At 65.1% G+C, this 25,837-nt stretch carries 24 protein-coding genes; 17 read left to right on the top strand and 7 right to left on the bottom strand.

Annotated features, from left to right (window positions below; all coding sequences use genetic code 11):
• Window positions 1-8: 8 nt before the first annotated feature.
• Window positions 9-452 carry a PaaI family thioesterase gene (locus tag OUA97_RS06930; protein ID WP_267231093.1) on the top strand — a complete coding sequence of 148 codons (444 nt, stop codon included), beginning with the start codon at window positions 9-11 and terminating at the stop codon, window positions 450-452.
• A gap of 13 nt (window positions 453-465) precedes the next feature.
• Here the strand turns inward: OUA97_RS06930 and OUA97_RS06925 are convergent, their stop codons facing one another.
• From OUA97_RS06925 to OUA97_RS06910, 4 genes are read right to left on the bottom strand one after another with little or no spacing between them, the layout of a single operon-like run.
• Window positions 466-1,248, bottom strand: a complete 783-nt coding sequence (locus tag OUA97_RS06925; RefSeq protein WP_267231092.1) for an IclR family transcriptional regulator — start codon at window positions 1,246-1,248, stop codon at window positions 466-468.
• A 25-nt stretch (window positions 1,249-1,273) separates the two neighbouring features.
• Window positions 1,274-3,310, bottom strand: coding sequence for an NADPH-dependent 2,4-dienoyl-CoA reductase (locus tag OUA97_RS06920; RefSeq protein WP_267231091.1), 2,037 nt, complete (start codon window positions 3,308-3,310; stop codon window positions 1,274-1,276).
• 8 nt (window positions 3,311-3,318) lie between these two features.
• Window positions 3,319-4,170, bottom strand: coding sequence for a MaoC/PaaZ C-terminal domain-containing protein (locus tag OUA97_RS06915; protein WP_267231090.1), 852 nt, complete (start codon window positions 4,168-4,170; stop codon window positions 3,319-3,321).
• Window positions 4,171-4,199: 29 nt separating this feature from the next.
• A complete protein-coding gene (locus OUA97_RS06910; RefSeq protein WP_267231089.1) occupies window positions 4,200-4,775 on the bottom strand; it encodes a carboxymuconolactone decarboxylase family protein in 576 nt (191 codons plus the stop codon).
• A 146-nt stretch (window positions 4,776-4,921) separates the two neighbouring features.
• On the opposite strand from OUA97_RS06910, the gene OUA97_RS06905 reads away from it, so the two are divergent.
• The 9 genes from OUA97_RS06905 (at window position 4,922) to OUA97_RS06865 (ending at window position 16,806) form a co-directional block, all read left to right on the top strand.
• On the top strand, window positions 4,922-6,016 hold the full coding sequence (locus OUA97_RS06905; RefSeq protein ID WP_267231088.1) for a zinc-dependent alcohol dehydrogenase: 1,095 nt from the start codon (window positions 4,922-4,924) through the stop codon (window positions 6,014-6,016).
• 56 nt (window positions 6,017-6,072) lie between these two features.
• Window positions 6,073-7,239 carry a thiolase C-terminal domain-containing protein gene (locus OUA97_RS06900; RefSeq protein ID WP_267231087.1) on the top strand — a complete coding sequence of 389 codons (1,167 nt, stop codon included), beginning with the start codon at window positions 6,073-6,075 and terminating at the stop codon, window positions 7,237-7,239.
• A gap of 53 nt (window positions 7,240-7,292) precedes the next feature.
• Window positions 7,293-7,676: a Zn-ribbon domain-containing OB-fold protein gene (locus OUA97_RS06895; RefSeq protein WP_267231086.1), complete on the top strand. Its 384-nt coding sequence runs from the start codon at window positions 7,293-7,295 to the stop codon at window positions 7,674-7,676.
• Window positions 7,677-7,722: 46 nt separating this feature from the next.
• The gene (locus OUA97_RS06890) at window positions 7,723-8,931 is read left to right on the top strand and encodes an acyl-CoA dehydrogenase family protein (RefSeq protein WP_267231085.1); all 1,209 of its coding nucleotides are present in this window, start codon (window positions 7,723-7,725) and stop codon (window positions 8,929-8,931) included.
• Window positions 8,931-10,019, top strand: a complete 1,089-nt coding sequence (locus OUA97_RS06885) for an acyl-CoA dehydrogenase family protein (protein WP_267231084.1) — start codon at window positions 8,931-8,933, stop codon at window positions 10,017-10,019. The genes OUA97_RS06890 and OUA97_RS06885 overlap by 1 nt, the downstream gene beginning before the upstream one ends.
• Window positions 10,020-10,030: 11 nt before the next feature.
• Window positions 10,031-11,641 carry an acyl-CoA synthetase gene (locus tag OUA97_RS06880; RefSeq protein WP_267231083.1) on the top strand — a complete coding sequence of 537 codons (1,611 nt, stop codon included), beginning with the start codon at window positions 10,031-10,033 and terminating at the stop codon, window positions 11,639-11,641.
• Between the two features lie 4 nt (window positions 11,642-11,645).
• On the top strand, window positions 11,646-13,304 hold the full coding sequence (locus tag OUA97_RS06875; RefSeq protein WP_267231082.1) for a flavin-containing monooxygenase: 1,659 nt from the start codon (window positions 11,646-11,648) through the stop codon (window positions 13,302-13,304).
• A 30-nt stretch (window positions 13,305-13,334) separates the two neighbouring features.
• Window positions 13,335-14,645, top strand: coding sequence for a cytochrome P450 (locus OUA97_RS06870; RefSeq protein ID WP_267231081.1), 1,311 nt, complete (start codon window positions 13,335-13,337; stop codon window positions 14,643-14,645).
• Window positions 14,646-15,018: 373 nt separating this feature from the next.
• Window positions 15,019-16,806, top strand: a complete 1,788-nt coding sequence (locus OUA97_RS06865; RefSeq protein WP_267231080.1) for an ABC1 kinase family protein — start codon at window positions 15,019-15,021, stop codon at window positions 16,804-16,806.
• On the opposite strand, the gene OUA97_RS23410 is transcribed toward OUA97_RS06865, so the two are convergent.
• From OUA97_RS23410 to OUA97_RS06855, 3 genes are all read right to left on the bottom strand, one after another.
• Complete coding sequence (locus tag OUA97_RS23410; RefSeq protein ID WP_370653632.1) at window positions 16,756-17,256, bottom strand: Hsp20/alpha crystallin family protein; 501 nt, start codon at window positions 17,254-17,256, stop codon at window positions 16,756-16,758. The genes OUA97_RS06865 and OUA97_RS23410 overlap by 51 nt on opposite strands.
• A gap of 958 nt (window positions 17,257-18,214) precedes the next feature.
• Window positions 18,215-20,395, bottom strand: coding sequence for an esterase/lipase family protein (locus OUA97_RS06860; RefSeq protein WP_267231079.1), 2,181 nt, complete (start codon window positions 20,393-20,395; stop codon window positions 18,215-18,217).
• A gap of 132 nt (window positions 20,396-20,527) precedes the next feature.
• Entirely contained in the window at window positions 20,528-21,004 is a 477-nt protein-coding gene (locus tag OUA97_RS06855) for an Lrp/AsnC family transcriptional regulator (RefSeq protein ID WP_267231078.1), read from the bottom strand.
• 126 nt (window positions 21,005-21,130) lie between these two features.
• Between OUA97_RS06855 and alr the strand changes: the two genes are divergently transcribed.
• The 7 genes from alr (at window position 21,131) to OUA97_RS06820 (ending at window position 25,835) form a co-directional block, all read left to right on the top strand.
• Complete coding sequence (gene alr, locus OUA97_RS06850; protein ID WP_267231077.1) at window positions 21,131-22,270, top strand: alanine racemase; 1,140 nt, start codon at window positions 21,131-21,133, stop codon at window positions 22,268-22,270.
• Complete coding sequence (locus tag OUA97_RS06845) at window positions 22,267-23,523, top strand: D-amino acid dehydrogenase (protein ID WP_267231076.1); 1,257 nt, start codon at window positions 22,267-22,269, stop codon at window positions 23,521-23,523. Before alr ends, OUA97_RS06845 begins: the two co-directional genes overlap by 4 nt.
• Before the next feature lie 17 nt (window positions 23,524-23,540).
• The gene (locus tag OUA97_RS06840; protein ID WP_267231075.1) at window positions 23,541-23,885 is read left to right on the top strand and encodes a RidA family protein; all 345 of its coding nucleotides are present in this window, start codon (window positions 23,541-23,543) and stop codon (window positions 23,883-23,885) included.
• A gap of 108 nt (window positions 23,886-23,993) precedes the next feature.
• A complete protein-coding gene (locus OUA97_RS06835) occupies window positions 23,994-24,341 on the top strand; it encodes an ArsC family reductase (protein WP_267231074.1) in 348 nt (115 codons plus the stop codon).
• A gap of 137 nt (window positions 24,342-24,478) precedes the next feature.
• Entirely contained in the window at window positions 24,479-24,850 is a 372-nt protein-coding gene (locus OUA97_RS06830; protein WP_267231073.1) for a DUF6249 domain-containing protein, read from the top strand.
• A gap of 27 nt (window positions 24,851-24,877) precedes the next feature.
• Entirely contained in the window at window positions 24,878-25,462 is a 585-nt protein-coding gene (locus tag OUA97_RS06825; RefSeq protein WP_267231072.1) for an RNA polymerase sigma factor, read from the top strand.
• Window positions 25,455-25,835, top strand: coding sequence for a hypothetical protein (locus OUA97_RS06820; RefSeq protein WP_267231071.1), 381 nt, complete (start codon window positions 25,455-25,457; stop codon window positions 25,833-25,835). The genes OUA97_RS06825 and OUA97_RS06820 overlap by 8 nt, the downstream gene beginning before the upstream one ends.
• Window positions 25,836-25,837 lie beyond the last annotated feature (2 nt).

The following is a 25,837-nucleotide window of genomic DNA, read 5'->3' as shown; positions in this document are numbered from 1 at the left end:
GAAACGCAATGATTTCCCGAAAAATGCCTGAGTTTCACGCCGAGATGGTCGAAGCCTTCATGGCTTCGAGCAATCGGATGACCGGCCTCCCCGAGTTCCTTGGCCTGCGGATCGTGGCCATGGAACCGGGCGGTCTCACGGCGGAGATGACTGTCGACCCAAAGCTGCTGACGGGCTTCGGTAACATGCATGGCGGCGTCCTGTCAGCTGCCTGCGATCACGTCTTGGGATGTGTCTGCTATCCCCACATGGAGAAGGGACAGTGGGCGGCGACGACCGAGTTCAAGATCAACCTGCTCGCGCCGGTCAGCCGTGGGATGGTAACGGCGCGTGCGGAAATCCTCTCGATGAGCAAACAGACCGCGGTGGTCAGAATCGAAATGGAGAATGAAGGTCGCCTGTGCTGTTCGGCGCAGGGCACCGTCCTGATCCAGAATCCCAGACCTGCCTGACGGACGCCTGTGTTCAGGCGGTCTTTTGGGTTGCCCCCTGGCCGGGGGTTCCGAGGCTGCCGAGCACGTCACGCATGATCCCAAGCAACTCGGGGCGACGGCCCCGGAACAGGTCTTTGGGCGCGGCCAGGCCGAGGGCCAGGGGGCGGGCCGGCGGACTTACGGCAAGGGGAATGGCTAGCATCGCGGCGTTTTCGTTCACCAGGCCGGCATGGAAGGCGTGACCTCGGGCGGAGACCTGGGTCAAGTCTCCGGCGACGTCCTCTGCGGGCGGTGGCGCCTCATCGCCGTCCCACACCGCAAGCGCTTCGGCGATCATCCTGTCCCTCATTTCCGGCGGCTCCATGGCCAGGAGCACCCGGCCCAGGGTCGAGCGGACAAGGCATCGCCGCGTGCCGGCCTTGACGTGATAGCGGATCGGCGTCGTGCCTTCGATCACACGGACGTACTGGCAATAGCCGCCGCTCACCGCACCCAGCACCACGGTCATCTGGGTTTGTTCGGCGATGTCGCGCATCTGCTGCTGGATGCGCCGGAGCGGAAGGACTTCGTCGCCGACCCAATGGCCTAGCAGGGAGACCCGGATAGAGGGGAAGTAGGTCTTGTCTTCGACGGAGAACTCCAGATAGCCAAGGTCGGCGAGGCTGCGCAGCAACGCGGCCGTACTCGAATGCGGATAGCCTAACGCGAGGGCCACCTCTTGAATGTGGGCGGGCCTGCGGGCCTCATCGAAATATTCGAAGATCTCCAGGGTTCGGGCGGCGGACTTGACGACAGACTGATCAGGCTTCGGCATGCTTCCAAATCCTTCGGGCGCGCGCTCAGATCGTGAGGGCCGCCCGGGTTCCTTCCTCAATGGCCCGCACGGCATCCAGATCGCCAGCGTCGCGCGCTCCCCCAACCAGGGAATATGGCATCTGCTTCTCCGCCAGCAACGGGGCGATTCCCGCCTGCGGCTCCTGGCCGATGCATAACACGAACGTGTCGGCCGCGATCAACTGTGGGACGCCGCCCACCATGACATACAGCCCCTCTGGGCTGAACTGGCCATAGACAACATCACCAATCATGGCGACGCCCCGGCGCTTCACTTCCTGGAGGTTGGCCCAGCCCCGCGTCTTGCTCAGTCCCGCGCCGAACGCCGATCCCGGCTTGCGCTGGAAGAGCGTGATCTGCCGGGCCGAGGGCCAAGACCCGGGCTGCGGGTGCAGGGCGCCGCGCTCGTTGAATCCGGTGTCGATCCCCCAGTCCTGGGAGAAGCCCTCGATGTCGGGCGCGGCGGGGTCGCCCGCGCCGGTGGGGTGCGCTAAGAGTTGGGCCACGTCGAAGCCAATGCCACCAGCGCCCAGGATCGCCACTGTTTCGCCTGCCAGTTCGGGCGTTTCAATGGCCTGTGCGTAGGTAAGCACACGCGGGTCGTCCACGCCCATCGAATCGAGCGTTCGCGGCTCCACGCCGGTGGCGACGATCACATGATCGTATGCGGCGGCGATGAGATCTTGCGGGCGAGCAAGCGTTCCCAACCGCACTTCGACCCCGAGCTCGGACAGCCGCGCGCCATAGTATCCGATGGTTTCGGCATAGTCCTCCTTGCCCGGAATCCGCCGCGCGAGATTGAACTGGCCGCCGATCCGCTCTGACATCTCGAACAGGGTGACCCTGTGGCCCCGCTCCGCGCTCGTCACCGCCGCGGCCAGCCCCGCGGGCCCCGCGCCAACGACCGCGACACGCTGGGGTTTGATCGGCCCCGCGACATCGCCGAATTCGGCCTCGCGGCAGGCGGCGGGATTGACCATGCAGGTCGTGAGCTTGCCGGTGAAGGCGTTGTCCAGGCAGGCCTGATTGCAGCCGATGCACACATTGATCGCGGCGCGTCGCCCGGCCCGGGCCTTGGCGACGAAGTCGGGATCGGACAGGAAGGGCCGCGCCATCGAAACCATGTCGATGTCGCCGTCGGCGATCAGGCGGTCGGCGAGTTCGGGCGTGTTGATTCGGTTCGACGCCACGACCGGCAAGTTCAGATGGGACCTGAGCCGTGCCGCGGCCCAGGCGAAGGCTCCGCGGGGCACCATGTGGGCGATGGTGGGGATCCGCGCCTCGTGCCAGCCAATCCCCGTATTGACCAGGTTCGCGCCGGCGGCCGCGACCGTCTTGGCCTGATCGACCACCTCATCGAAGGTGCTGCCGCCCTCCACAAGATCAAGCAGCGACTGCCGGTAGACGAGAATGAACCGCTCGCCGCAGCGGGCGCGAACCGCCCTGACGATCTCGGCAGGCAGCCGCTGGCGATTGGCCGCAGAGCCACCCCAGCGGTCGGTGCGCTGATTGGTGCGCGGCGCCAGGAACTGGTTCAGCAAGTAACCTTCCGAACCCATGATCTCCACCCCGTCGTAGCCCGCCTCCTTGGCGAGCATCGCAGCGGTGGCGAAGTCCTCGATCGTGACGAGAATCTCCTCCTCGGTCAGCTCGCGCGGCGTCAGCGGGTTTATTCTCGAGGCGATCGGCGACGGGGCGACGAGGCCGTCGTGACGCGCATAGCGGCCAGCGTGGAGGAGCTGCAGCACGATCAGCCCGCCGGACTGGCGCGCAGCGGACGTGATCTGGGCGTGTCCAGCCACGGCGGCTTCGCACATCACCGCGCCGTTCCTGCCGAGCCGGCCCGCCTCATTGGGCGATATGCCGCCGGTCACGATCAGGCCCGCGCCGCCCTTCGCCCGCCGGGCGAAGAACCGAGCCTGTCGATCATATCCGTCAGGCGCTTCCTCAAGGCCTGTATGCATGGAGCCCATCAGCGTGCGGTTCGGGAGCGTAACGAACCCCAGGTCCAGCGGTGACAGCAGGTGAGGATAGGGCGACATATCGAGGCCTATGCTGGGAGAGCGAACGTCGCCCTGGCTTGAGACAGCACGATACGCCCATCCGCGGTTTCGCCCTGCACGATGGCCTCGCCGTCGCCGGTACGCCAGATCTTGGTGACGATAGTGTCCCCATACAGCACCCGGTCAGCGAACCGGCCCTGGAAGGAATGGAAGGTGGCCGGATCGTCGGCGCATAGCTCTCGCAAGATGGCGCGACCCACAATGCCGTAGGTGCACAGCCCGTGCATGAAGGGCGCGTCGAACCCGCCCATCCTAGCGAACGCCGGGTCGATATGGATCGGATTCCGGTCGCCCGACAGCCGGTAGACCGCGCCTTGTTCTGGACGGGTCTCGAAGTTGGCCACAATATCCGGAGAGCGGTTGGGGACGGCACCATCTCCGCTCGAGGGTCCGCGCTCGCCGCCAAAACCGCCCGCGCCGCGGACAAACAGGGTGGCATGGGTCCGGAATAGGTCGCCGTCGGCGTCGCGGGCCACACCCTCGACCCCCAGAACGGCGGCCTTTCCCTTGTCCCAGACCTCAGTGATGCGGCCGCTCACCTCGACGCTGCCTTCGGGGGGGAGGGGCCGGAACAGCTCGATGGACTGTTCGCCATGAAGCAGCATCTCCAAACGCATGTCGACGGTGCGCATCAGACCCCCCAATGCTGCGCCGCCCGGGATCACGGCGTAGGTCGGCAGAACCTTTGGGCCGCGGCCTTCATAGATGAAGTCCAAGTCTTCCGCCGGCCGCCCGCCGACGCCCAGGGCATAGAGCATGGTGTCCTTGGAGGTCCAGGTCTGGGTGGTGGGGGGGAGCTCCAATCCGACGAGATCGGACGAGATCGGTATGCGTATCATGGAAACTCCGGCTCTATGGGGTGGGATACTCAGGTTCGGGGCGCTTGGCCATCCGGCGGCCAGGCCTCGACACCGTCTTCCAGCGGAATGCGCAGGCTCTTCAGGAGCTGGGAGAACATGGTCCAGTTGCCGATCGCGACCACCAGCTCAATGCGCTCGGCCTCAGTCCCCAAGTGGAGGCAGCAGGCCTCCCAGGTGGCGTCCGAGATCATGCCATGGTCGAGCGTGTCGTCGGTGGCCTGCAGCACAGCCTTGTCGGCCTCCGACAGGTTCGCGGCTCCCCGCCAGTCACGGGAAGCCGCCAGGTCGGCCTCGGGAATGTCGAGTCCGCGGGCCACCCGCCAGTGCTGAGTCCACTCATAGACCGAGCCGGTCCTCCAGCCGATCCGCATGATGATCAGTTCGCGCAGGCGGGCGTCGAGCTTGTTGCCTCGAAAGAGAAGGGTGGTGAGCGTGGAGGCAAGCTCGCCCGCCATCGCCGGATGCCGCAGGAGGACGCGAAACACGCTGAGGGGCGCCATCTGTTCGGAAATCCCCACCGACCCGGCCGCGTTCGCCGCCTCTTCCAGGCTCAGAAGGTCGATCCTCGGGGCGTCGGCGGTCATTGGGTTCATTCCATTGCGAAGGGCTGAGGGCGTGAGCCTGCGGAAGCTAATCGAAGGTCCTTGCCTAGACGGAGATATAACAGATATACGTTTCCGACCACATATATGTGTTATGAATTGTCACTGCGCAGCCGGAGGCGAAGCCCGTGATCCCCGCCAAGACCTTCGCGATGGTTCAGACGGCGCCGCGCACGCTTGAAATGCGTGACTTGCCCATCCCCGATATCGAAGCCGACAGCGCGATTCTGAGGATCGAGGCCTGCGGGATCTGTGGCAGCGACTACGAGCAATTCGAGGGGGTTCTGAAGACGCCGATGCCGGTGATCCCCGGGCACGAGCCCGTAGGGATCATCGAGGCGATCGGCGACAAAGCCGCGCGCCGCTGGGGCGTCGATGTCGGCGATCGGGTCGCCGTCGAGACTATGCTGTCTTGTCACAGCTGTGACACCTGCCTAGGCGGTCGCTACCACCTATGCGCCGACCGTCAGATCTATTCCTACATCCCGTTGTCGAACATGCCGGGGCTCTGGGGCGCGTACGCTCAGTACATGTACCTCGCGCCCAACACGATCGTTCACAAGATCGATAAGACCTTGCCGCCCGAGCTCGCGGTGATGTTCAACCCATTGGGGGCGGGGTTCCGTTGGGCGGTGGAGATCCCTCAGACCCAGGTTGGCGACACTATCGTCATCCTGGGACCGGGCCAGCGCGGTCTGGCCAGCGTCATCGCCGCGCGGCAGGCGGGTGCGGGGAAGATCATCGTGACGGGCATGGCCGCAGACGCCCGGAAGCTCGACCTCGCCCGGACCTTCGGGGCGCACCACACGATCGATGTCCAGAACGAGAACGCCATTGAGCGCATCCATGAACTGACGGGAGGGCGAGGCGCCGACGTGGTGGTGGAGGTGACGTCCTACGCCACCGACCCGGTGCGCGAAGCCCTCAGCTATGTGCGCCCCGGCGGTACGATCGTCTTGGCGGGGGTGAAGGGATTCAAGCCCATACCGGACTTTGTCTCAGACCTGATCGTCTTCAAGGAAATCACCATCAGGGGGGCGATCGGCGTGACCTCGTCGGGATACCGCAAGGCCATCGACCTGATCGAGGCACGGTCGCTGCCACTTGAGCTGATGCACACTCACGACTTCGCGTTGAAGGACGCCGAACTGGCCATCCGGACGCTCGCGCGCCAAGTGGCCGGAGATGAGTCCATCCACTCGTGCCTGATCCCGCCCACCTAGAGCAACAGGCTTCAGATCGTAACGCTTCGCCGACGTTCGAAAGACAGGAAAGAGCCGTGAGTTTCAGCGACAAGGCCGCCATCGTTGGCATTGGCGAGACCGAATACGTCAAAGGCTCGGAACGCACCGCCGTGGACCTGATGCTGGAGGCGGCCCGCAAGGCCATCGCCGACGCGGGGCTCAAGCCCTCGCAGATTGACGGGATGGTGCCGCCCCCGATCTACACGTCGTCCGAGGAGCTTGCCGCCAACCTTGGTGTCGATGTGCTGCGGTACGCCTCCACCGTACATATGGGTGGAGCTAGCCCCACCACAGCGCTGCAGAACGCCGCAACGGCGGTCGCTGCCGGCGTCGCCGACAACGTCCTGGTGGTGCTGGGGTGGAATGGCTACTCCGCGCTTCGTCCAAAGCCGGGCCGGCCGCCGCAGCGGGCCATGAACATGAATACGCTGACCCGCACGATCCAGGGTTTCTACATGCCCTATGGCGTGATGATGCCGGCGCAGATGTATTCCTGGATCGCGACGCGCCACAAGCACCTCTACGGGGTGCCCGACGAGGCGATGGGCGAGGTGGCCCTGGCCTGCCGTGCGCACGCCCAGCTCAACCCAAGGGCCGTGACCTATGGCCAACCTCTGGACATGGACGCCTACCTGGGCGCGCGGTGGATTTCCGAGCCCTTCCGACTGTACGACTGCTGCCTCGAGACGGATGGCGCCTGCGCGGTTGTGGTCACCAGTGCCGAGCGGGCGCGCGACATGCCGCACCGGCCCGTGCTGATCGCTGGCGCCGCGGAAGGCCACCCCTATCCGGCGGATGACATTCCCTCCCGGCCTGACATGCTCAAGATCGGCCTGTCTTACGCCGCGCCCCGAGCCTTTGAGATGGCCGGCGTCACCGCCCGCGACATGGACTTCCTGCAGGTCTACGACTGCTTCACCTATGTCGTGCTGCTGCAGCTGGAGGCGCTGGGGTTCAGCGCGCCCGGCGGCATCTACGACTTTGTGAAAGACGGCCAGATCCAGCTCGGCGGTCGCTATCCGCTGAACACCCATGGCGGTCTGCTTAGCGAAGCCCACGTCTGGGGACTCAACCATGTGCTGGAAGCCGTGCGCCAACTTCGCGGCGACGCCGGTGCGCGACAGGTGCCGGGGGCCAGTATCGGCCTGGTCACCGGATGGGGCGATCTCGGTGACGGCAGTCTGGCGATCTTGAGGAACTGACACCCATGCAACCCCCCACCGTTCCCGCGCCGCTTCCCAAGACCCAGGATCCCATGGACGAGGCCTTCTGGCAGCAATGCCAGGATGGGCGGCTGCGATTCCAGCGTTGTTCGGACTGCGGCGCCTGGCGGTTCCTCCCGCGCTACATGTGCGCGCGGTGCGGGTCTCCAGATTTCGCCTGGACGCCCGTGCGCGGGACCGGCAGTCTCTATTCGTGGACCGTCACCCATCAGGCGCTTCACCCCGCCTTCGCCGCGGAAATCCCCTATGTCGCTGCGCTGGTGGAGCTCGACGAAGGCGTGCGGATGGCGAGCCGGTTGCTGAAGTGCGACCGTAAAACGCTGAAACTGGGCATCCCCGTCGAACTGGTCTTCCGAGAGCTTGGAGACGGCTTCCGCCTGCCTTGCTTCCAGCCATCCGAACAGGTCGCGCCATGAGCTGCGCCCCACTGAGGCGCCACGATCCTCTCGAAAGGACAGGCTGATGGATCTCACCTACAGCGCCGAACACCAGGCTTTTCGGCGCGAAGTGCTCGTCTTTCTTGAGGCCCACCGTCATGCCGCCCCCAAGGGCGGCGGGGCTGCGCAGCGGCCCTCAGCAGAAGCTGTAGCTTGGCAGAAACTGTTGATCGCCCATGGTTACGCCGCGCGCACCATCCCGAAGGCATATGGAGGGTATGGGGCCGCGCCGGACATCCTGAAGTCCCGCATCATCGGCGACGAATTCGCCCGGGCCGGCGTCCCAGCTGGGCTACAGAGCCAGGGCATTTCGATGCTGGTTCCGACGCTGTTGGAACTGGGGACGGAAGATCAGAAGCGTCAGTGGATCGGGCCGACGATCCACGGCGAGGTTATCTGGTGTCAGGGATACTCCGAGCCGGGCTCGGGGTCCGACCTCGCCAGCCTTCAGACGCGCGCAACGGAGGATGGCGACGACTTCGTCATTAATGGCCAGAAGATCTGGACCAGCACGGCCCGCGAGGCTGACATGATCTTCTGCCTCGTGCGCACCGAGCCGGAAGAGGGAAAGCACGACGGAATCAGCTATCTGATCTTTTCGATGAAAACCCCGGGGATCGAGGTTCGCCCCCTGGTGACCATGACCGGGCACGCCGAGTTCAACGAGACCTTCTTCACCGACGTGCGCGTCCCGAAGTCCCAGATCGTGGGAAAGCGCGGGCAGGGCTGGTTCGTCGCCAACGCCACCCTCAAGCACGAACGCGGAATGCTGGGGGACCCGGGCCAGCTCGAAAGCCGCTTCCTTGCCTTGGCGGAGCTGATGCGGACTGAGACGGCCGGCGATGGCCGGATCATGGACAACCCGATCCTGCGAGATCGTCTGCTGCGGCTGCAGGCGGAACTCGCGGCGATGAAATTCAATGGGCTTCGCGTGCTGAGCGCCTCGGCTAACGGCGGCGAAGCGGGGCTCGCGCGGCTGATCGTCAAGCTGCAGTCCTGCGAGCTGGCCCACCAGATATCGGCGCTGGCCATCGACGCCCTTGGCGAGCTCGGTGTGCTCTACGACGGCAGCCCGCACCTGCGCGCCCACGGCAGCTGGCAGCAGGCCTACATGTTCCAGCTGGGCCTGATCATCGGCGGGGGCACCGCGCAGATCCAGAAGAACATCATCGCCGAACGGGGGCTCGGCATGCCGCGTGAGCCCAAGCTCGCCACGGAAGGGAGCCGCTCCTAATGGAATTCGGTCTTTCGAGCGAGCAGCGCATGCTGCAGGACGCGGTGGCCCGTTATCTCGCGGAGCAATCCCCGCTGCGCCATGTGCGAGATATCGCCGTCGCCGCGAAGCCCTACAGCCCCGATGTCGCGGCGGGCCTGGCGGATCTCGGCGTGCCGGGTGTTATCATCCCCGCGGAATTCGGCGGGATGGGCCTTGGCCTGCTGGAAGCGGCGCTTGTGGCCGAAACACTCGGCTTCAGCGTCGCGCCGGCGCATTTCGCGGGCGCGCATGTGATGGCGCCGCTGGCGATCCTACTCGGTGGGTCGGACAGCCAACAGCAGGCGTGGCTGCCGCAGCTGGCGACCGGGGCGGCGAGGGCGGCCGTCGCAGTCAGCCAAGCCGTGGAGGTCCGGGACGGGGTCGGGGTTTTCGCCAGGGACGGGTGGCTGGACGGGACAGCATTGTTCGTGCTCGACGCTGCGGACGCCGACCTGTTCGTGGTGGCGGACAGCACTGGCGCATTGCACCTGGTCGCAGCCGACGCGCGCGGGCTGACGCCAACCCCGCTGACGACCATCGACAAGACCAGGTCGGTTGGAGAGATCCGGCTGGTGGGGGTCAAGGCCGAGCCGTTGCCCGGCGGCGGAATCGAGACGACCCGACGGATCATCGACGCCGGGCGCATCATGCTGGCCGCCGACATCCTGGGCGCAGGCACGGCGATGATCGAACAGGCTGTGGCCTACGCTGCCACGCGCGTGCAGTTTGGCCGGCCGATTGGGTCCTTCCAGGCGGTCAAGCACATGTGCGCCGAGATGGCGGCGGCCCTTGAGCCCTGCCGCTCGCTGGTCTGGTATGCGGCGCACGCCTTTGACCATGCGCCGGACGAATCGACCCTGATGGCGTGCCACGCAAAATCACACCTCTCCGAGGTCGGCCGGTTCGTCGCGCGGACCTCCACCGAAGTGCACGGCGGCATGGGTTTCACCGACCTCGCCGGGCTGCACTACTGGTTCAAGCGCATCGGTCTGGATCGCCAGCTGCTCGGCGGACCAGAACTCGTGCGCAACGAAGCCGCCCGCGTTCAGGGCTGGATCGCCGCTTAGGAAGCATGCCCATGACCTGGAATTTCGGCGATATCCTCGACGCGCTTCCGCAGGCCCTCCCGGCGGCCGCGCCGGCCTTCATGCATGGGGATCGAACGATCACCTGGGGGGAGACGTCGCGTCGGTCGAACAATCTTGCGCGCGCGATCCTCGCCAGGGGCGCGAAGCCGGGCGACAAGGTGGCGTTCTATATGCGCAACCGCCCAGAGTACGGCGAGGCCCTGGCCGCCTGCTTCAAGGGCCGCCTGACGCACGTGAACGTCAACTACCGCTACAAGCCCGACGAGGTGTTCTACATCTTCGACGACTCGGATGCGCAGACCATCATCTACGGCTCCGAGTTTCGCGACACAGTCCTCCAGCTGAAGGACCGGCTGTCCAAGGTCGCCACGTTCATTGAGATCGGCGAAGACGATCCGCCGGCGCACTTCTCGGAGCGATATGAAGACCTCGCCGCGACCGGCGGGGGCGCGCCCTTGGGGATCGAGCGGTCTCCAGACGACCTTCTGTTCATCTATACGGGCGGTACGACGGGCATGCCCAAGGGAGTCATGTGGCGCCATGAGGACATGCGTGAGGCCCAGCTCGACGCGGTGCGGCGGCTCGGGCCGGCACCGGAAACCCTGGACGCGCATCTGGACTTGGTTCGCGCCGCGGGACCGGGAAGCCGAACCCTCCCGGCCTGCCCGATGATGCACGGAACCGGTCTCATTACCGCGATCGGATGCATGATGAACGGTGGCTGCGTGGTCACCCTTGAGAACCCGTCATTCGATGCCGAAGAACTCTGGTCGGTCGTCGCGCGCCACCGGGTGCAATCCATCGCCCTCGTGGGCGACGCCTTCGCCAAGCCGATGCTCAACGCGCTGGAGGAACAGCCTGGGCGCTTCGACACCTCGAGTCTGGTCTCCGTTGTCTCCTCCGGCGTGATGTGGAGCCGCGAGGTCAAGGCCGGTCTGCTGCGCCATATTCCACAAGCCGTGCTGATGGATTCCTTCGGCGCTTCAGAGGCGCTCGGCTTCGGCTCCTCGGCTATGAGCAAGGACGGTGAGGTCAGGACCGCGACGTTCCAGATCGGCCCCCGGTGCAAAGTCTTTGACGAGGACGAGAACCTTGTGGAGCCCGGCAGCGGCAAGGCCGGGATCATCGCCATAGGTGGCCCGATACCGCTGGGCTACTACAGGGATCCGGAAAAAACCGCCAAGACCTTTCGCACCATCGGGGGGCAGCGCTACTCGATACCGGGAGACTGGTGCACGGTGGAAGCCGATGGGGCCATGACACTACTGGGACGGGGCAGCGCTTGCATCAACACCGCTGGCGAGAAGGTTTATCCCGAGGAAGTCGAGGAAGCGCTGAAGACTCACCCGGGCATCGAGGATGCGCTCGTGGTCGGCGTGCCCGACAACAAGTGGGGCCAGGCCGTCACGGGCGTGGTGGTGCTGGCGAGTGGTGGCGCATTCGACGAGGACGATGTGCGCCGGCACGTGCGCGCCAGCCTAGCCGGCTACAAGACCCCGAAGCGCATCCTCGTGAGCAACGTCCCGTTGCGGGCTTCGAACGGCAAGGCGGATTACAAGGCAGTCACTGAGTTCGCTCGCAGAGATTTAGGACTGGCGTGAGATCATGAACACCCATCCCGCCGCGCTACCAGATACCCAACCGATCGAAGAACTGGATGTGCTTGTGGTCGGTGCCGGGTTTACTGGCCTTTACCAGCTCCACCGCCTTCGCCAGCTGGGTTTCAAGGTGCGCCTTTTCGAGGCCGGCGCCGACCTGGGCGGTATCTGGTACTGGAACTGCTATCCTGGCGCGCGGGTCGACACCCACGTGCCGATGTACGAGTTCTCTAGCGAGGATCTCTGGCGCGACTGGAACTGGACGGAGCGGTTTCCGGGCTGGGAGGAACTGCGCGCCTACTTCCGCTACGTAGACAAGAAGCTCGATCTGAGCCGGGATATCCGCTTCAACACCCGTGTCGAGGGTGCCGAGTTCGACGCCGGGCGAGACCAGTGGATCGTGACGACGCAGGACGGCGGCGGCGTCCGCGCCCGTTTCCTGGTGCTCTGCACCGGGTTCGCCGCCAAGCCCTACGTGCCGCAGATCGAGGGGCTTGACCGGTTCGCGGGTGAAATACACCACACCGCCTGGTGGCCGCAAGGCGGCCTCGACATGACGGGCAAGCGCGTGGGCGTAATCGGCACCGGTGCGAGCGGCGTGCAGGTGGTGCAGGAGGCTGCGCCCGTGGCCGCGCAACTGACGGTCTTCCAGCGCACGCCGATCCTGGCGCTGGCGATGCAGCAGCGCAACCTGGACGAAGCGACCCAGGACAACATGAAATGCGACTATCCCGCGCGATTCGCGCGGCGGCGAGAGAGCTTCGGTGGCTTCGACTTCCACGCGAGTGGGAAGTCTGCGCTCGAGGTCTCTCCGGAGGAGCGGAAGGCCATCTATGAGGCGAGCTGGGCCGCAGGTGGTTTCAGCTTCTGGGCCTCGACCTTCTACGACGTGATGATGAGCCTTGACGCCAACCGCACGGCCTATGATTTCTGGCGCGAGAAGGTCCAGGCGCGGATCCAGGATCCGAAGCTCGCGGAAAAGCTTGCCCCAAAGGAGCCGCCGCACCCGTTCGGGGTCAAGCGCCCGTCTCTGGAGCAGACATATTACGACGTCTTTAACCAGGACAACGTCGAGTTGGTGGACCTGAAGGAAACGCCAATCCTGGAGGTCACTGCCAACGGCGTAAAGACCGCAGAGGGGGAGTACGAGCTCGATCTACTCGTGCTCGCAACCGGCTTCGACGCCGTAACCGGCGGCCTGACGCAGATCGACATCCGCGGTGTCGAGGGCCTCACCTTGAAAGAGAAGTGGCGGCAAGGAGTGCGCACCCACCTGGGCATGGCGAGCGCCGGCTTCCCCAACCTGCTGTTCCTATACGGGCCCCAGAGCCCTTCGGGTTTCTGCAACGGCCCCACCTGCGCCGAGCTGCAGGGCGACTGGGTGGTCGAATTCCTGAAACACATGCGCGACGCTGGCGTTAGCCGGTTCGAGGCGACCCCCACCGCAGAACAGACGTGGAAGGACCATGTCGAGGCAGTGGGCGCCATGACGCTCTTTCCTCTCGCTGACTCCTGGTACATGGGCGCCAATATACCCGGTAAGCCACGGGAATTACTTAATTATCCCGGCGGCGTGCCGCTGTATCTGCAGATGTGCGAGGCCAGCGCCGCCAACGGCTACGACGGGTTCGTGCTCTGTAGCTCGGAAGCGCTGGCGTCAGCCTGACTGATAGATAGACAAGGCAAGGAGGTTTCGATGAGCGACGGATCTATCGACCTGAAGGCTGAGGCCCGCGCGAAGGCCTACGCGATGCCTCTTGAGGACATCAATCTCGCCGACACCGAGTTATGGCGCAACGATACGGTGTGGCCGTACTTGGAGCGATTGCGCAAGGAGGATCCGGTGCATCTTCACCCAGCGAACCATCACCCGGATGGCGCCTTCTGGTCGATCACGCGCTACGCGGACATCATGGCGGTCGATATCAACCACGAGGTGTTCTCGTCCGAGCCATCGATCACCATTTTCGACCCAAAGGAAGACTTCACGCTTCCGATGTTCATCGCGATGGATCCGCCCAAGCATGACGTCCAGCGCAAGACCGTCAGCCCGATCGTGTCGCCGGCCAACCTCCACCTGATGGAGCCGTTGATCCGCAGCCGCATCAGCAAGACTCTGGACGAATTGCCGATCGGCGAGAGCTTCGACTGGGTCGATCGGGTCTCCATCGAACTCACCACCCAGATGCTGGCCACCCTGTTCGACTTCCCCTGGGAAGAACGGCGCAAGCTAACCCGCTGGTCGGACATCGCCACCGCGGGGCCTGAATCGGGCCTCTTCGTCACGGATGACTATGAGGCCGAGCGAAGAATGGAGCTATTCGGTTGCGTGGATTACTTCACGCGGCTCTGGAACGAGCGTGTCAACGCCCCGCCCAAGGGTGATCTGATCTCCATGCTGGCCCACGGTGAGGCCACGCGAAACATGGACCGCATGGAATACCTCGGAAACCTGCTCCTGTTGATCATCGGCGGCAACGACACCACCCGCAATACGATGACCGGCTCGATTCTGGCGATGCACCAGAACCCCCATCAGTTGCAGAAGCTGCGAGAGAATCCCAGCCTGATCCCCTCCATGGTCTCCGAGACCATTCGCTGGCAGACGCCGCTCTCCAACATGCGCCGCACCGCCACCCGGGATTTCGCGCTTGGCGGCAGGCTCATCAGGAAGGGCGACAAGGTGCTGATCTGGTACGCCTCGGGCAACCGGGACGAGGAGGCGATCGAGAACCCCGAAGCCTACATCATCGACCGGGAACGGCCGCGCAACCACCTGTCATTCGGGTTCGGCATCCACCGTTGCGTCGGCAATCGCCTGGCGGAGCTCCAGTTGCGTATTCTCTGGGAAGAGATCCTGCCTCGTTTCCCAGAGATTAGGGTGCTTGAGGAGCCGCAGCGCGTCCCGTCAGTCCTGATTCGGGGTTATTCGTCCATGCCGGTAGTGATCCCTACTCGTTCAAGCGCCGCCTCAGTCGGAGTCGGCGAAGGCTGTTCTTGCGGGTGAGGCTAGGGGCCAGATGCAGCGCTCGTCGATGCTTGTAGAGCACGATGCGGCCGTCGCTCAGGCCGAGGTAGGGGCGGCCCAGCGTGCGGAAAGAATTGCGTTATCGAACTGGCCTTATGACTAATGTTGTTGAGCTTTGCGCGAAGCCACGGCTCCAGCCCTATTCTCGCCGGTGATCTGTCCTGGCGCAGCGCCTAACGGCGTCGGCCTCGAAACCACGCATATCAGCCGCGATCGCCGAGTGCGCCTCGCAGACTCGAATAATTTTTCAATCTCTCAAAATGTAGTCATATAGGCATGAGGATTAACATAAGTTAGCCCTGTTATTCTGCCTGTTGACCCATTGCTATTTGCTAAGCCGTCTAACGGCTAAATGAAGGCCAACAGCTCCACCGAGAACCATCACCGCACCTACGCCTCCGACCACAAAGCTGATCATTTTCATCCACTCCTCTTCGCGTTCTTGCTTAACGCCTTCCAGAGCAATCTGGTTCATAAATTCGAATTCCTTGCGTCGCGCGACTGGTGCGGGCAAGCAGGTTCGATGCCCCCCCTGACCCTCTCGCAGAACGACTTTCGCCGCCTTGCGACGGTGGTGCGTACGTTGGCTCCCACTGCAGCGCGGCCCGGTCTGACAAAGTTAGGGTTGTTACGCGGCAGGGCTGCCGACGACACGAGCGAGGCGACGTACGAAGGCCTTGTTACGGCGCTTGAGTCGCTGGGGCCAACATTCGTGAAGCTTGGGCAGATCATGGCGACCCGCTCAGATCTGCTTCCGCCCGAGTTGACCAAGAGGCTCAGCCGACTGCACGATAGCGTTGCTCCTGCACCATTCGAACAAGTGCGGGAACAGCTGACAATCGATCTAGGCGGAACGCCGGAAGATGTCTTCGCTGAATTTTCACTGACTCCAATCGCCGCTGCCTCAATAGCCCAGGTCTACTCCGCGCGGCTGACGACTGGTGAAGAAGTCGTCGTGAAAGTTCGCAGACCCGGTGTTGAGGCTGTCATGCGCGCGGACCTTCGGCTGCTTGCGGCCGCAGCGCGTGTCGTCGAGGCGCGCGCACCGGCTTTTCGTCGCCACCAGCCCATACGTGTCGTCTCCGAGCTAAGTGAGGCCCTTCTTGAGGAGATCGATTTTCGAATCGAGGCACGTAATCAGTCTGAGGTGCGCTCCCGGGCGACGGTCTTCCATGTGCCTCTAGTCTATGAGCGGTTTACCACCCAAAGGACCATGGTCAGTACCCGCGTCCGCGGGCGCAGCCCCAACGCGGCGTTTCGCACCGGGGAGCCCGCGTTGGCGCGCGCTTTGGCGCCAGAAGCGGCGCGCGGCCTGCTGAGCATGATTCTGTTAGACGGTGTGTTCCACGCTGACCCGCATCCCGGAAATGTCCTGGTGACGCCAGACGGTCGTCTTGCGCTATTGGATTTCGGCTCGGTCGGGCGCCTGTCGGCCAAGCGGCGAGATCAGGTGCTGGTGGTCCTCGGCTCTCTGGTAGATGCGGATGTCGCCGCAGTGGTCGATGTGCTGATGGAGTGGTCTGGTCGCTCAGGACCGCCGCCGAGCGGCCTTGAACAAGGCGTGGAGCGCTTCCTTCTGCGGTACGGGGTCGACTCCGGGCGGCCGATCCAGCTTGCGGAGGCCATTGGCGAATTCGTCTCCATCGCCCGAGACAACGCGCTGACCTTACCGCCTGACCTGCTGATCTTGTTGCGTGCTCTAGGCATCGCGGAGGGGCTGGCGAGGACGCTCGACCCGGAGCTGGATGTTGTCGATGCGATTTCGCCGGTGGTGGTCAGGGCCTTCGCGTCAAGGTTTGCGCCCAAAGTCCTAGCCACCCGCGCCTTCCGCGTATTTAAGGAAGTCGATCAGATACTCGCGACCGGGCCAGAAGCGATGAGGCGCGGAATCGGCCGCCTCAGCCGGGACGGCCTTGTCATACGCGTCTCAAGTTCAGACTTGGAGGGATTGCCTCGCGCCGTGAAGCGGGCCGGCGAAAGTTTTTCTATAGCGGTGGTTGTCGCGGCCCTCGTTGTCGCAGCCGCTATCGTCACAACCGCGAACGACGGCCAAGTTGCTGCCCCCGGAAGAATAGCGATCCTTGTAGTTTCAGGGGTGGGTTTGGCCGCTTTCGTGGTCCGCCTGCTTCGGCGAGACTGACGTCTCGCGCACGGGGACGCGCTTTGCATCCCCTCGCACCCAACTGGCCTTGACCAGTATAACAGTCAGAATCCCGTCCTCGAGCGTTGCTAACACTTTGTCCATGTCGACCGGCTCTGGAAGCTCGAAGGACCAGTCAAGGTGCCGCCCGATAACCGCGGACCGTCCCTGTCGGCCGGCAGCCCGCAATCGCAAACGTGTAGGGGTAACATCCAAGAATAGATTTTTGAGGGCATGCCCAGGGACGTCGACCTCAATCGTAATGTCCTCAATTGTATCCGCGACCGTAAAAGTCGGAGCGTTGTCAGTCGCACTCAGGGGCGATGGAGAGCCCAGCTTGGCCTCTAGCCTGCGTCTAACGCCGCGAAGTCCATGCCCAATGAGGCTGCGGTATTCCAGCCGCGCGGAAAACGTCCTTCGGCCCAACTTCAATGAGACGTCGCCGATCATCCCAAACTCCGTAAACAACTTTTGCCTGACGTTGCGGACCGGAAGGCGGCAATTTCATGGCGCATTAAACGGTTGTGGGCAGGCCAGAGGATCAGAGCGCACGAACGACGCTGCACCATGGCCGCCAAGAGCGCAGTCGCGGCGTGGTCGCCAATGCTGTCCCGAACCGCGGTTGGAGGACTAAACTTTCGGTGCAGAGCGGTGTGGCCATCAGGTGCGAGAAGCCATTGCCGCCGGCATTGCCCGCTTGAAGGGTACCGACCAGGCCCGCGAGAACACACCTGCCGCCGCGTGCCTCGCCAGCGCCGCGTGACCGGCCACTAAGGCGGGCAGGAGCTCCTGCCGCATCAAACCGCTGTTTATCGATGCCGCGGCAGTGAACATTGCCGGGGTTCAGCGGCACACCGAATCCATCGTCGCCATGGGCCAGTCGGGCAATGAATTGCCTGCGCCACGTCCGGCCTTTGCTAGGCGTTCTGGCTTTTCCGCGGCGCTTGTCGCTGAGCCGCGTTTTGCATCGACTGGCCCGCTGTCTTTGCTGGACGGAAGGCGAAGCATGTCGGCCACCAGGAAACGCCGCCGCAGATCGCCAGCTGATGGCTGGGTAGCGGATGCGGGTGGCTGCTGACGACGCCGATTGGACCGAGTATGGTCGCTTCTCTCGACAAATTTTCAGACGAGAGTTGAAGGTATGCAGTGTAAGTCCGAATGGGTGCCGGCAGCCACTTGGTGACGCGTTAAATGTTCTCGACAGCTGCTGCGTGTTGACTCGATTGTGATCATCTAAAATTCCTTGCAAAAACAATAGCGTGGGATCTTGCCGCGTAAGCTGACGGTATCAAAACTTTATGGGCGGATTTTGCTTCAATGTTTCAAATGCATAGGTGTTATTTGAACAATCGAGTGGGAATAGGGGGCTAGCGGCAGGTTTAGCCCGCCGCCCTCCACAAAGGCGCCGTCAGTCGCGCCTCGACCAGGTGGAGAGGATGACCTCCCGCTCGGCCTGGTCGTCGTTCCGCAGGCTCAGCGTCCAGGTTCCCTGCTCGACCGGGCGCTCGGTGTAGATGGATCGAAAGAGCTGGCCGGCCGCGGGTGTGCCCTTGAGGTTCTCGCCGACGACCGCGCCCTTGTCGTCGTTGACCGTCGCCGAGATCGCGCCGCCGGCGATGAAGGTCATGCCGAAGTCGCGGGCCTGCTTGACCGGGATGTCGACCTTCAAGGTCTGGCCGGGCGCGAGCTTCACGATCTTCGAGAAATCGGGCGTGAAGGCGTCGGTCTGCGCCGCAGCGTCGAGGCTGAAGGCGCCGGCGGCCAGCGCCGAGAGCTCGATGGGCTTCTGCTTGGCCGGTCCGACGGCGACCCGCGGCTTGACGAACGACGAGAAGACCTCGGCGGTCGCCATGTTGACATGCAGCACGCTCTGCTGCTCGGTGTCGGTGATCGCCCAGGTCGCGGAGGGGACGGTGACGACCCCGTCGTTCTCATTGAACATGTAGCAGACGGCGGGCAGCGGATTGCCCGCCAGGATCGAGAACTCGACGCCCTTGCGCTCGGTGTGAACCGAGTTGAACTGCGCGACCACGTTCGGCCGCAGTTCGCGCAGCGCGTCCATCGATCGGCCGGCGGTCTCCAGCGGCGCGCTGATGATGTCCGCGCAGCGGCTGCCCATGTTGGGGGTGCCGAGCATGACCAGATGGGCCACCTGCGGCTTGCCGTCCGGATAGGTCGGCATGGTCGCGTGGATATAGCGCCGGCTGATCAGGCCGCCCATCGAGTGGGCGACGAGGTCGACGTGCCAGGCGTTCCGGCTCTGCTGCGCGTACTTGACGTACTGGCCGAGCTCGACGGCGTTCTGGGCGATGGTGTTGGTTGGTTCGGTATTGCCGAGGTGCTCACCGGTGCTCATCCGGCCGTGCTCCGGTTTCTCCCCCACCGGGAAAGCCTTCCAATCATAGGAATGGCTGGTGGTCAGGATATTCTGCCACGCCTCCCACGCCCTCCAGTTCGACCACAGGCCGTGGGCCAGGATGACCGGCTTCGGAGCGACCTTCAGGTTATAGGTCTTGTCGTCGACCTTTTTCCCGGCGTCTTCGAGTTCCGTTCTGATGCGCTGGATCAGGCGAGGGCGGCCGTCGTCGTACCAGGCGTAGCCTGAGGAATCCCACTTGAACGCCACCTCGCGCTGTTCGCCGGCCGGGACGTTGACCGTGAGTTCCTCGATCAGTCCGTCGGGCTTGGCGCCGTCCCACTTGTCGCCTTTGTAGGTCTCGCGGAACTTGATCGTCGCCGACTTCTCCTCGGGGCCGTCATTGGCGACGAGCGCCGTGATCCGGACGATGTTGCCGTCGGTCGTGCCCCGCTGCTCGACGATTTCCTGCCAGGCCTCCCAGGTGGGGAAGCGCATATCCTCGAACTTGACGTCGACGAGACGCAAGTCGCCCGCGCAGCGGCGCAGGTTCCATTTCAGGGTTTCGGTCGTCCCATATGCTGACACGGAGTGGCTGCCGGCCAGCCTGTCGGGGGCGGAGGCGAGCACGCGATCCTCGCCGCTGCTGGTGAAGGAGTAGCCGTTGATCGTCGTGGGCATGTCCGCGATGGATTGGTTCACGCCCTGCTTGGGAGTGCACTGGCCGCTATAGCTCGATGAGTTCGAGCCTGAGACGGTCCCCTGGATGTCCGGCAGGCCGACGCTGACGCGGTAGGTCCCGTCGGCATCCACGCCGACATATACATCCGCCTCCAGCCCCGCGCCGGAGCCGCGCGTCTGGGTCTTGCTGACGAAGCTGCCGGACATGGCGCGCGGCGTGCGCTCGTGGGGGCAGATGTATCGGTCCTCGGCGGACTTGGTCTCGGTGGATACCGACGTCGCGCTGATGTTCGCCCTGCCGAGGCTGTCATCAGACCCAGGCGCCGGACGGACCGAGACCTGGGCGACATAGTCGTAGGTCATCGACCAGTTCGTGGTCTCCGTGCCCTTGCCCGTGACGCGTTGCTCGGTCTTGGCGTCACTATTGGCCTGGGAGCGCGTGTACTGGATCGTCCCGGCCCAGCCGCTTGAGCACCCGGCGGCTTCGGCCGCTAGCGGGATGGCCGTCGACGACAGCGACGATGCAATTGCGAGTGCCGGCAAGATACGCAAGGCGCTTCTCCAGGTTTCCTTGGTCCGCCGCATCGCGCAGCGGTCGGAAAAGCTGAAGCGGCGTTCTACGAACCTGGAGATCGAGGGGACGAAACCTGCCAGCGCCGACGGATGCCGGGCGAAGGCCTGGGTTCAGCCCGGCAGCTTGCGGCGGCCGGGGCGCTGTTGGAGGACGTTGCGCATAGCCAGGCTGGAGTGGATGCGGGCCACGCCAGGAAGCCGCGAGAGGATGTCGGTGTGGATGGCTTCGTAGTCGGCCGTGCTGGCGCCCGAGACCCGCAGGATATAGTCGACGTCGCCGGTCATCAGGTAGCACTCCTCGATTTCGGGGTGCTCGCGCACGGCGGCCTCGAAGCGGCGCAGGTACTCCTCGGTCTGTTTCTCCAGCGTCAGTCGCACGATGGCGATGACCCGGTCGTCGGTGTCGGGAGCGGCGACAATCGCCGTATAGCCCCGGATGACGCCGCGTTCCTCGAGCACGCGGACGCGGCGCAGGCAGGCGGAGGCCGAGAGGCCTACCTCAGCCGCCAGTTCGCTGTTGGGCCGGCGGCCATCCAGGCGCAGGAGCCGGATCAGGCTGCGGTCGGTGTCATCGAGCGAGATGGTCATATGTTGCGTTCGTGTGCGGGAAGCGTGCGCATTGGGCCCGAGTTGTCGCCGAATATACGACAATGAGGCGCAACGTTCGAATTATCTTCGAGTAGCCTTCGCTGCGCCGACGCATGGGAGGCGAGGATGGCCAATTTCGAAGATCCGGCAGACGCCCTGGCGGGCGGGCGCCTGACCATCGACCTCGCGGCGTTGCGCGCCAACTACCGGATGATCGCCGACCGCGCCGCACCGGCGCGGGCCGCCGCGGTCGTGAAGGCCGACGCCTACGGCCTGGGCGCCGAACAGGTCGCCGGCGCGTTGGCGCAGGCCGGATGCCGCGACTTCTTCGTGGCCGTGATCACTGAGGCCTTGGAACTGGCCCCGAAACTGCCAACCGACGCACGCGTCTACGTGCTCAATGGCTTGCCGCCGGGCGCTGAGGCGACCTGCGCCGCCGCCGGCGTCGTGCCGGTGCTGAACTCGCTGAGCCAAGTCAGTCGCTGGCGGGCCGAGGCGCGGCGGCGCGGCGTGCGCCTGCCGGCCGTGATTCAGGTCGACAGCGGCATGTCGCGGCTAGGACTGGCGGCGAGCGACATCGACCAGATGGCGCCGGGCCTGACCGACGATGTCGAGGTCGTGCTGATGATGAGCCACCTGGCGTGCGGCGACACGCCCGGCGCGGCGGCGAACCAGGAGCAGCTGGCGCGCTTCGAGGCGCTGGCCGACCTAATCGGACCGCAAATTCCGCGTTCGCTGGCCAATTCGGCGGGCGTGTTCATCGCACCGGAGTTTCGCCAGGACCTCGTGCGGCCGGGGCTGGCGCTCTATGGCGCGGCGCCGATTGAGGGCGCGGCGAGCCGCGTGCGGCCGGTCGTGCGGCTGGAGGCGCGGGTGATCCAACTGCGGACGATCGAGGCCGGCGCGGGCGTCGGCTATGGCCTGACCTACGTGGCCTTGGCGCGCAGGCGACTGGCGACGGTCAGCGTCGGCTATGCGGACGGCTGGCCGCGACGGCTCGGCGGCCGGGCGGCGGCCTATCTGGGCGATGTGCGCCTGCCGATCGTCGGACGGGTATCGATGGACAGCATGACCCTGGATGTCAGCGCCTTGACCGAAGGCATGCTGAACGAAGGCGACTTCGTCGAGCTGATCGGACCGCGCCAGTCTCTGGAGGCGGTCGCGTCGGCGGCGGAGACCATCGCCTATGAAATCCTGACTGGGCTGGGCCGGCGCTTTGCGCGCACCTACCTGACCCAAGAGGCGCGCGTGGAGATCGACGCATGAAGGTGGCAGTCCTGGGCGGCGGGGTGATCGGCGTCACGTCCGCCTACTACCTGGCCAAGGCCGGTCACGAGGTCACCGTCCTCGAACGTCAGCCGGGGCCGGCGCTGGAGACCAGCTTCGCGAACGCCGGCGAGATCTCGCCGGGCTACGCCTCGCCCTGGGCGGGGCCTGGCATTCCGGCCAAGGCGGTGAAGTGGCTGCTGATGGAGCATGCGCCGCTGATCCTCCGGCCCAAGCTGGACGCGGCGACCATCGGCTGGCTGCTGTCGATCCTGCGCAACTGCACCGAGGCGCGCTACGCGCTGAACAAGAGCCGCATGGTCCGGCTGGCCGAGTACAGCCGCGACCTGTTGATCGCGCTGCGGGCCGACACCGGCATCGCCTATGACGAGCGCAGCCGCGGCACGCTGCAGCTGTTCCGCACTCAGGCGCAGATGGACGGAATCGGCAAGGACGTCGAGGTGCTGAAGTCCTACGGGGTGCCCTATGAGGTTCTCGACGCCGCCGGCTGCGCGAGGGCCGAGCCGGGGCTGGCCAACGCACTGGAGCCGATCGTCGGCGGCCTGCGCCTGCCGAACGACGAGACCGGAGACTGCTTCAAGTTCACCAACGCGCTGGCCGAGCTGGCCAAGGGGTTGGGGGTCGAGTTTCAGTTCGACACCTCTATCGCCGGCCTGCGCAAGGAGGGCGACCGGATCGTCGCCGTGCGGACCAGCCGCGGCGAGGTCGCGGCGGACGCCTTCCTGGTGGCGATGGGCAGCTATTCACCGGCCCTGGTCGCGCCGTTCGGGATGCGGCTGCCGGTCTATCCGGTGAAGGGCTACTCGATCACCGCCCCGATCCTTGAGCCTGAGCGTGCGCCGGTCTCGACCCTGTTGGACGAGAGCTACAAGGTGGCGATCACCCGGCTGGGCGACCGCATCCGGGTTGGCGGCATGGCCGAGATTTCGGGTTTCAACAACGACCTGCACCCGCGCCCGCGGCGCACGCTGGAGCATTCGATGCAGAGCCTGTTCCCCGGCGCGGGCGACGCGGCCGCAGCAAGCTTCTGGTCGGGTCTGCGGCCGATGACCCCGGACGGCACGCCGGTGGTCGGCGGCACGCCGATCGGCAACCTTTACCTCAACACCGGCCACGGCACGCTCGGCTGGACGATGGCCTGCGGATCAGGGCAGGTGATCGCCGACGTAATCAGCGGCGCGCCGTGCGCCATCGACACCCGGGATCTGGCGATCTCGCGATATTCAAACTGAGAAGGAACTGAAGCCCCATGGCGATCGAACGCATCGAGTCCGGCCCCCGCATGAGCCAGGCCGTCGTCCACGGCGACACGGTCTACCTGGCCGGCCAGGTCGGCGCGCCGGGCGAAAGCGTCACCGTTCAGACCCAGGCGGTGCTGGCCCAGATCGAGCGGCTGCTGGCGGCGACCGGCAGCGACAAGTCCAAGATCCTGACCGCTACCATCTGGCTGGCCGACATGGCCGATTTCGCCGAGATGAACGCAGTCTGGGACAAGTGGGTCGACGGCAAGGACGCCCCGGCCCGCGCCACCGGCGCGGCCAAGCTGGCGACCCCGGACTACAAGGTCGAGATAATCATCGTCGCCGCCCGCTAAGGGCTCGATGATCGAGGCAAGAGGCCCGGCGGATCCGCTGGGCCTTTTCTTTTGCGCGTCGACCGAGTGGCGCTAAGTCAGGGTTCAACCCAACGGCGGATTCGACCGATGAGCATCACGATCTACGGCATCAAGGCGTGCGACACGATGAAGAAGGCGCGCACCTGGCTCGACGATCACGGCGTGACCTACGCCTTCCACGACTACAAGGCGGTCGGGATCGACCGCGCCAGCCTTGAGCGCTGGGCCGCCCAGGTCGGGTGGGAGGTGCTGCTGAATCGCTCGGGCACGACGTTCCGCAAGCTAGCCGACGCCGACAAGACGGACCTGAACCAGGACAAGGCCGTCGCGCTGATGCTGGACCAGCCTTCGATGATCAAGCGCCCAGTGCTGGACGTGGGCGGCGAGCTGTTGGTGGGCTTCAAACCCGACGCCTACGCGGCGAAGTTCAGCTAGGCTGAAGTCTGGGGGCGTTCTTCAGCCAACATGAAGAACATTTCATGCGCCCGCCTGCATCCGTACGCTTAGGCTGGCGCCTCTTCCCATCAGAACGGGGCCGATGAGCCACCCGCACTGAGAGAAGGAAGAACACAATGGAAGACATCCTGGTCCCGCTGGGGTTCTTCGCCATGGTCGCCGCGATCGTCATCGTGCCGCGATACCTGAAGAGCCTGGAGCGTCAGAAGCTTCAGGAGACGCTGCGCGCCTCGATCGAGAAGGGGGCCGAGCTGCCGCCCGAGGTCGTCCAGGCGCTGACCAGCGACGTCAAGGCGGCGCCCTCGCCCTATCGCGACCTGCGGGCGGGGATCATCTGGCTGGGCGTGGCGGTTGGATTTGCAGCGCTGGGGGCGGCGGTGTCGTTCGAGGAGCCGGACGCGCTCTATCCGATGCTGGGCGTAGCGGCGTTCCCGGGCTTTATCGGCCTGGCGCTGATCGCGCTGTCGTTCATCTCCCGCGGCAAGTAGCCGGTAAGGGGGAGGAAGCCCACGACGATGTCGGGCTCTCAAAACACCAGGCACGCAAGCGCCCACGACGTGGAGCTGGCCGCGCTGGCCGCCGCGGGCGACCGCGCGGCCTTTGGCGAGCTGGTCCGCCGGCACGGGTCGGCGGTGCGTGGCCTGCTGCGCCGGATGGGCGCGCCGCCGGCCGAGGCCGACGATGTGGCGCAGGATGCGTTCCTGACCGCCTTCGAGCGGATCGGCGAGTTCCGCGGCCAGGGAACGTTCGTCGCCTGGGTCCGCAAGATCGCGGCGCGGGCCTATCTGCGCCGCCTGCAGCGCGAGCGGCGGATCGCGGCGCTGACCGCGGCCGGCGACGAGGGCGGAGAGGTCGCCGCGCCCCCTGACGCCGCGGGGCGAATGGACCTGGACGACGCCCTGCGGGGGCTCAGCGCGGCGGAGCGGATCTGCGTGTCGATGTGCTATGGCGCGGGGCTGTCCCACGCAGAGGCCGCCGACGCCTTGAATCTGCCGCTTGGAACGGTCAAGTCCCATGTCAAACGTGGTCTGGAGAAGCTCAGAGCGCGACTGGCGCCGGCCGACGGCGCTCCATTGGAAGGGAGGCGTGGCAATGGCTGAGCTCGAATTCGAGCGGCGTCTGGAACGTCTCTTCGCCGAACCGCCGGCCTTCTCGGACGAGAAGGCTTTCGCCGTTTCGGTGGAGCGCAAGCTGAACCGCGGCTGGAACATCCGCCGCTGGACGATCGGGGCCGCAGGCTTGGCCGGCGGCGTCATCGGCGCCAGCCAGTTGATCATGTCGAACTTCGTGCATCAGGTCGAAAGCGCGTCGGAAGGCTCCACCCGCCTGTTGCAGGCGGGGGTGCAGCAATTGGCCCCGCGCTCGGATCTGCTTGCCGCGCTGCCGGCCGGCTCTTCCGTGGTATGGATCGCCAGCGGAATGGCGGTGCTCGCCATCGGCTTCGTGGTGACCCGAGTGTTCGAGGAGTTCTAGCC

Source organism: Phenylobacterium sp. 58.2.17 (assembly GCF_026411515.1).
GTDB lineage: Bacteria > Pseudomonadota > Alphaproteobacteria > Caulobacterales > Caulobacteraceae > Phenylobacterium.
This window is presented reverse-complemented; position numbering and strand designations above follow the sequence as displayed.